Annotated in this window: 3 protein-coding genes; all 3 read right to left on the reverse strand. The window is 70.6% G+C overall.

The window, feature by feature from the left end:
* Positions 1-273: 273 nt before the first annotated feature.
* Positions 274-1,434, reverse strand: coding sequence for a S8 family peptidase (locus tag DI269_RS13915; RefSeq protein ID WP_198667422.1), 1,161 nt, complete (start codon positions 1,432-1,434; stop codon positions 274-276).
* Between the two features lie 266 nt (positions 1,435-1,700).
* On the reverse strand, positions 1,701-3,257 hold the full coding sequence (locus DI269_RS13920) for a S8 family serine peptidase (RefSeq protein WP_112136813.1): 1,557 nt from the start codon (positions 3,255-3,257) through the stop codon (positions 1,701-1,703).
* A 304-nt stretch (positions 3,258-3,561) separates the two neighbouring features.
* A complete protein-coding gene (locus DI269_RS13925) occupies positions 3,562-5,358 on the reverse strand; it encodes an ABC-F family ATP-binding cassette domain-containing protein (protein WP_198667423.1) in 1,797 nt (598 codons plus the stop codon).
* Positions 5,359-5,442: the final 84 nt, after the last annotated feature.

Consider the following 5,442-nt stretch of genomic DNA (forward strand, 5'->3'; position numbering starts at 1 on the left):
ACCGGCCGCGGGCGGCGAAGCGCGGACCGGGCCCCCTCGGCCCGGTCCGCGTCACCCGTCCGGGCGCTGCGGCCGTGCGACGGGCCGTCAGACCCTGGCAGTGAGCCTAAACGAGAGAACAAATCGTGTAAAGGGTCCGTACCGGATTAATAGATCAGTGAATGGCCAACTACCGCTAAGCGTCCCAAATAGACGAACGGGCCGAGGCGCCGCGCGCCGGTGGCGCGCAGGGCTTCGGCCCGTCCTGGTCAGCGGCCGGGGCCGCTCACGGGGTTACAGGTAGGTGTAGAGCAGCCGGTTGGGGCTGCCGCTGCCGGGGCTGGTCACGACGCCGGTGGTGGCGTTCGAGGTGATCCAGCTGGTCACCGCGGACGGCGACGCGCTCGGGTTGGCCTGGAGGTACAGCGCGGCCACGCCCGCGACGTGCGGGGAGGCCATCGAGGTGCCCGAGATGGTGTTGGTGGCGGAGGTGGAGGTGTACCACGCCGAGGTGATCGACGAGCCGGGCGCGAAGATGTCCACGCACGAGCCGTAGTTCGAGTAGCTGGCGCGGGCGTCGGTCGAGGTGGTCGCACCGACGGTGATGGCAGACGGGGTCGAGGCCGGCGAGTAGTTGCAGGCGTTCGCGGCAGAATTCCCGGCCGCGACCACGAAGGTGACGCCGGAGGTGACCGCCGAGGCGACCGCGTTGTTCAGCGACGCCGAGTAGCCGCCGCCGAGGCTCATGTTGGCCACGGCCGGCTTGATGGCGTTGGTGCGGACCCAGTTGATGCCGGAGATGACCCCGGCGGTGGTGCCGGAGCCGGCGTTGTCGAGGACGCGCACCGCGTGGAGCGTGACGCCCTTGGCCACACCGTAGGTGGTGCCGCCGACGGTCCCGGCGACGTGGGTGCCGTGGCCGTTGCCGTCCTGCGGGGTCGAGTCGTTCTGGATGAAGTCGTAGCCCGCGCCGACCCGCCCGGTGAACTGGGAGTGGGAGGCGTTGATGCCGGTGTCGACGATGTACGCGTGGACGCCCGCACCGGTGTAGTTGTAGGTGTAGGTGCCCGACAGCGGCCGTGCGCGCTGGTCGATGCGGTCGATGCCCCAGGTCGCGCCGGTCTGCGTGGCCTGGGTGGTGAACGCGGCGTTCTGCTCGACGAACGCGACGCCGTCCTGCGCGGCGATCTCCCGGGCTTCGAGCTCGGTCGACTCCACGAGGAACGCGTCGACGCCCTTGTAGGTCTCGACGACATCGGCGCCGCCGCCTTCGACGCTCTTGACCTGCGTCGAGAACGAGGCGTCGTCTTCGAGGACGACGATGTACTCGCCCGCGATGGCGCCGGCGGCGTCGTCGCCGAGGATCGAGCCGTACTTCGGCTCGGCTTCGGCGGAGGTGGCGGTGAACGCGAGCGCAGTCAGCGCCGCGGCGGTGAGCGCCGCTGCGGCGCTCATCCTCTTTCTGATGGGTGACATGGACATTCGATCCCTTCGGGTGGTCCCGGCGCGTCCGTTGCCGGGACGGGAGTGTGGGAACTGCGGGGACCGGATTCGGGGTCGCCGGTCCGGAGTGGACCATAGACGCCGAGTCTCGGGGGCGGGTGCCGGAGGGCCCGGTCGCGCAACTGCCGGGACGGTGCGACGGCTCCAGGTCGCGGTGTCCTGCGCTGCGGCCGACGGGGAGGGCCCGTCCGGCTCCCGCTATTCAGTTGTCGGGGGAATCAGATCGCGAGGGTCCAGCTGTTCAAGGTGCCGGAGTCCCCGGAGTAGGCGTCGGCGATCCGCAGCGTCCACGTCCCCGTGGAGGCCTCGCTCGACAGGTTCACCGTGTAGGTCGCGATGACGTTGTCGGCCGAGTCGCCGCTGGAGGAGGTCTTGAGCGTGTAGCTGGTCCCGTCGGGGGCGATCAGGTAGATCGCGAGGTCGCCGCGCCACGTGTGCGTGATGTTCACGGCGACGGTGCTGGTGGCGCTGGCGGCGCCGTCGCAGGTGAGCGCCAGGGTCGAGTTGACGGTGGCCCGGTCGGCGATCGCGGTCGCGGTGGAGTTGGTGCCGGTGCAGTCGCTCGGCTCGGGGTCGGTGCCCCCGCCGTCCTCGGTCCCGGTGTACAGCAGCAGGTTCGGGCTGCCCTGGACGTCGGAGACGCGGTCGGCGGCGGCGTTGCCGGTGATCCACTCGGCCACGTCGTCGGTGGTCGCACTCGGGTTGAGCCCCAGGTAGACCGCGGCGGCGCCCGCGACGTGCGGGGAGGCCATCGAGGTGCCGGAGATCGTGTTGGTCGCGGTGTTCGAGGAGTACCACGCGGAGGTGATGTCCACGCCGGGCGCGAACACGTCGACGCACGAGCCGTAGTTGGAGAAGTAGGCGCGGGTGTCGGTGTCGTCGCTGGCGGCCACGGTGATCGCCGACGGCGCGGACGCGGGGGACACGTTGCAGGCGTCCTGGTCCTCGTTGCCGGCGGCGACCGCGAAGGTCACGCCGGCGTCCACGGCGGCCTCGACCGCGTTGTTCAGCGACGCCGAGTAGCCGCCGCCGAGGCTCATGTTCGCCACGGCCGGCTCGATCGCGTTGGCGGCGACCCAGTTGATGCCGTTGACGACGCCGGCGGTGGTGCCCGAGCCGGCGTTGTCGAGGACGCGGACCGCGTGCAGGGTCGCGCTCTTGGCGACGCCGTACGTGGTGCCGGCGACGGTGCCCGCGACGTGGGTGCCGTGGCCGTTGCCGTCCTGCGGGGTCGAGTCGTTCTGGATGAAGTCGTAGCCGGCCCCGACCCGCCCGGTGAACTCGGTGTGCGAGGCGTTGATGCCGGTGTCGACGATGTAGGCGTGCACGCCCGAGCCGTTGCCGAGGTACTCGTAGTCCCCGTCCAGGGGCAGGTCGAGCTGGTCGATGCGGTCCAGGCCCCAGGTCGCGCCGGTCTGCACGTCGGCGACCGAGACGACCGCGTTCGGCTCGACGAACGCGACGCCGTCGAGTGCGGCGATCTCCTTCGCCTGCGCCTCAGAGGATTCGACGAGGTACGCGCCGACCTCGCCGTAGGACTGGACGACGTCGGCGCCGCCGCCCTCGATGCTCTTGACCTGCGTCGAGAACGAGGCGTCCTCGTCGAGGACGACGAGGTACTCGCCGGGGACGACGTCGGCGGAGGCGGCGCTCTGGATCTCGCCGAGCGGCTCGGCCTGGGCGGCGAGGCCGCCGAAGGTGATCGTGCCGACGGCCGCGGCGCCTGCGAGCGCTGCGGCTGATATTCGGCGGACGGAACGGTGCGAGACGGTCATAGGGGGGTACTCCCTCTCGGTTCAGTTGTTCACCGCGCGAAGCGAAAAGATGGGGACGCATCCGTGCGGAAGACACAGTTCGGTGGAACCGGCCCTTTCGGGCTTTCAAACCGAGGTTAGGGAAGTCACAACATAAAGTGAAGACCCTGGAAGACCCCCATAAATCAGTGAATGAAGAGTCGGTTACCAACCGGTATGGGGGCGTAATACAGTGGTAGGATGTTTGGCTCCGTTATGGAGCCGTGATCCGCTGCGATTCCCAGCGTTCGACTGGGAATCGTCTAGGGCCGCAACGGGACCAAGCCTACTCGGCGAGCTCCATCCACCGCTCCTCGATCTCGTCCTTCTCCGACTCCAGCGCCGACAGCCGCCCCTGAAGTTCCGCGAGCTTCGCGGGGTCGGTGGCGAACTCGGCCATCTCCCCGTGCACCCCCGCGATCTTCTCGTCGGTCTTCTCCAGGCGCCGCTCCAGTTTGGACAGCTCCTTCTGCACGGCCCGGTCCACCGCCCCCGACGGCTTCGGCGCCGCCGCCTGCGCTGCGGCCGCGGGCCTCTCGACCGCGTTGGCGCCCTTGGCGACCTCGCCGCGCCGCTCCAGGTACTCCTCGACGCCCCGCGGCAGCATCCGCAGCCGCCGGTCGCCCAGCAGCGCCCACGTCTCGTCCGAGACCCGCTCGGTGAAGTACCGGTCGTGGCTGACCACGACCATCGTCCCCGCCCAGTCGTCGAGCAGGTCCTCCAGCTGCGTCAAGGTCTCGATGTCGAGGTCGTTCGTCGGCTCGTCGAGGAACAGCACGTTCGGCTCGGCCATCAAGAGGCGCGCGACCTGGAGGCGGCGGCGCTGCCCGCCGGAGAGGTCCCGCACAAAGGTGCGCTGGCGGCCGCCGACGAACCCGAGGCGCTCGGCGAGCTGCCCGGCGCTCATCTCCTTCTTGCCGAACTGGACCCGCTTGGCCACCAGCTCGATCGCTTCGAGGACCCGCCAGGACCCGTCGAGGTCCTCCATGTGCTGGGTCAGCCACGCGAGCTTGACGGTGCGCCCGACCTTGATGCGGCCCTTGGCCGGCTGCTTGTCGTCGATGGCCTCGGCGAGGGTGCGCAGCAGCGAGGTCTTCCCGGCGCCGTTGACGCCCAGGAGCCCGATCCGCTTGCCCGGGCCCAGGATCCAGTCGAGGTTCTCCAGGAGCGTCTGGTCCCCGGCCTTGACGGTGACGTCGACGGCCTCGAACACGGTCTTGCCCAGGCGCCCGGTCGCGAACGAGACGAGTTCGGCGGTGTCGCGCGGCGGCGGCTCGTTCGCGATGAGCTCGTTGGCGGCGTCGATGCGGAACTTCGACTTCGACGTGCGCGCCTTGGGGCCGCGGCGCAGCCACGCGAGCTCCTTGCGCATGAGGTTCTGGCGCTTCTCCTCGGCGACGTTCGCCTGCCGCTCGCGCTCGGCGCGCGAGAGCACGTACGCCGAATAGCCGCCGTCGTACTCGAACACGTTGCCGCGCTGGACGTCCCAGATGCGGTCGCAGATCTCGTCGAGGAACCACCGGTCGTGCGTGACGACGACGATCGCCGCGCGGGTCGCGTTCAGGTGCCCGGCGAGCCAGGCGATGCCCTCGATGTCGAGGTGGTTGGTCGGCTCGTCGAGGAGCAGCAGGTCGGCGTCGGCGGTGAGGACCCGCGCCAGGTCGGTGCGGCGCCGCTCGCCGCCCGACAGGACCCCGATCCGCGAGTCGAGCCCCTCGGGCAGGACGGGCGCGTCGAGGCCGCCGAACAGGCCGGTGAGGATCTCGCGGACGCGCGGGTCGGAGGCCCACTCGTGGGCGTCGAGGCCGCCGAAGAGGGCGTCGCGCACCGTCGCGGCGTCGTCGAGGCCGTCGGTCTGGCCGAGGACGGCCACGCGGGTGCCGCCGGTGTGGACGACGCGCCCCGAGTCGGGCTCGTCGGCGCGCGCGATGAGGCGCAGCAGCGTCGACTTCCCGTCGCCGTTGCGGCCGACGACGCCGACGCGCTGGGAGGCGGCGATGCCGAGGGAGACCTTGTCGAGGACGACCTGGTCGGGGTAGGCCTTCGAGACGGTTTCGAGGTTGACGAGATTGGGCGCTGACACGTGGGACAACACTACCCGCAGCCCCGGGCCGCACCCCGGCCGTGGTGAGCGGGCGTGCGGCGGCCCGCGCCGCGCGGGCCCGCG

This window comes from Glycomyces dulcitolivorans (assembly GCF_003265355.1).
Lineage (GTDB): Bacteria > Actinomycetota > Actinomycetes > Mycobacteriales > Micromonosporaceae > Glycomyces > Glycomyces dulcitolivorans.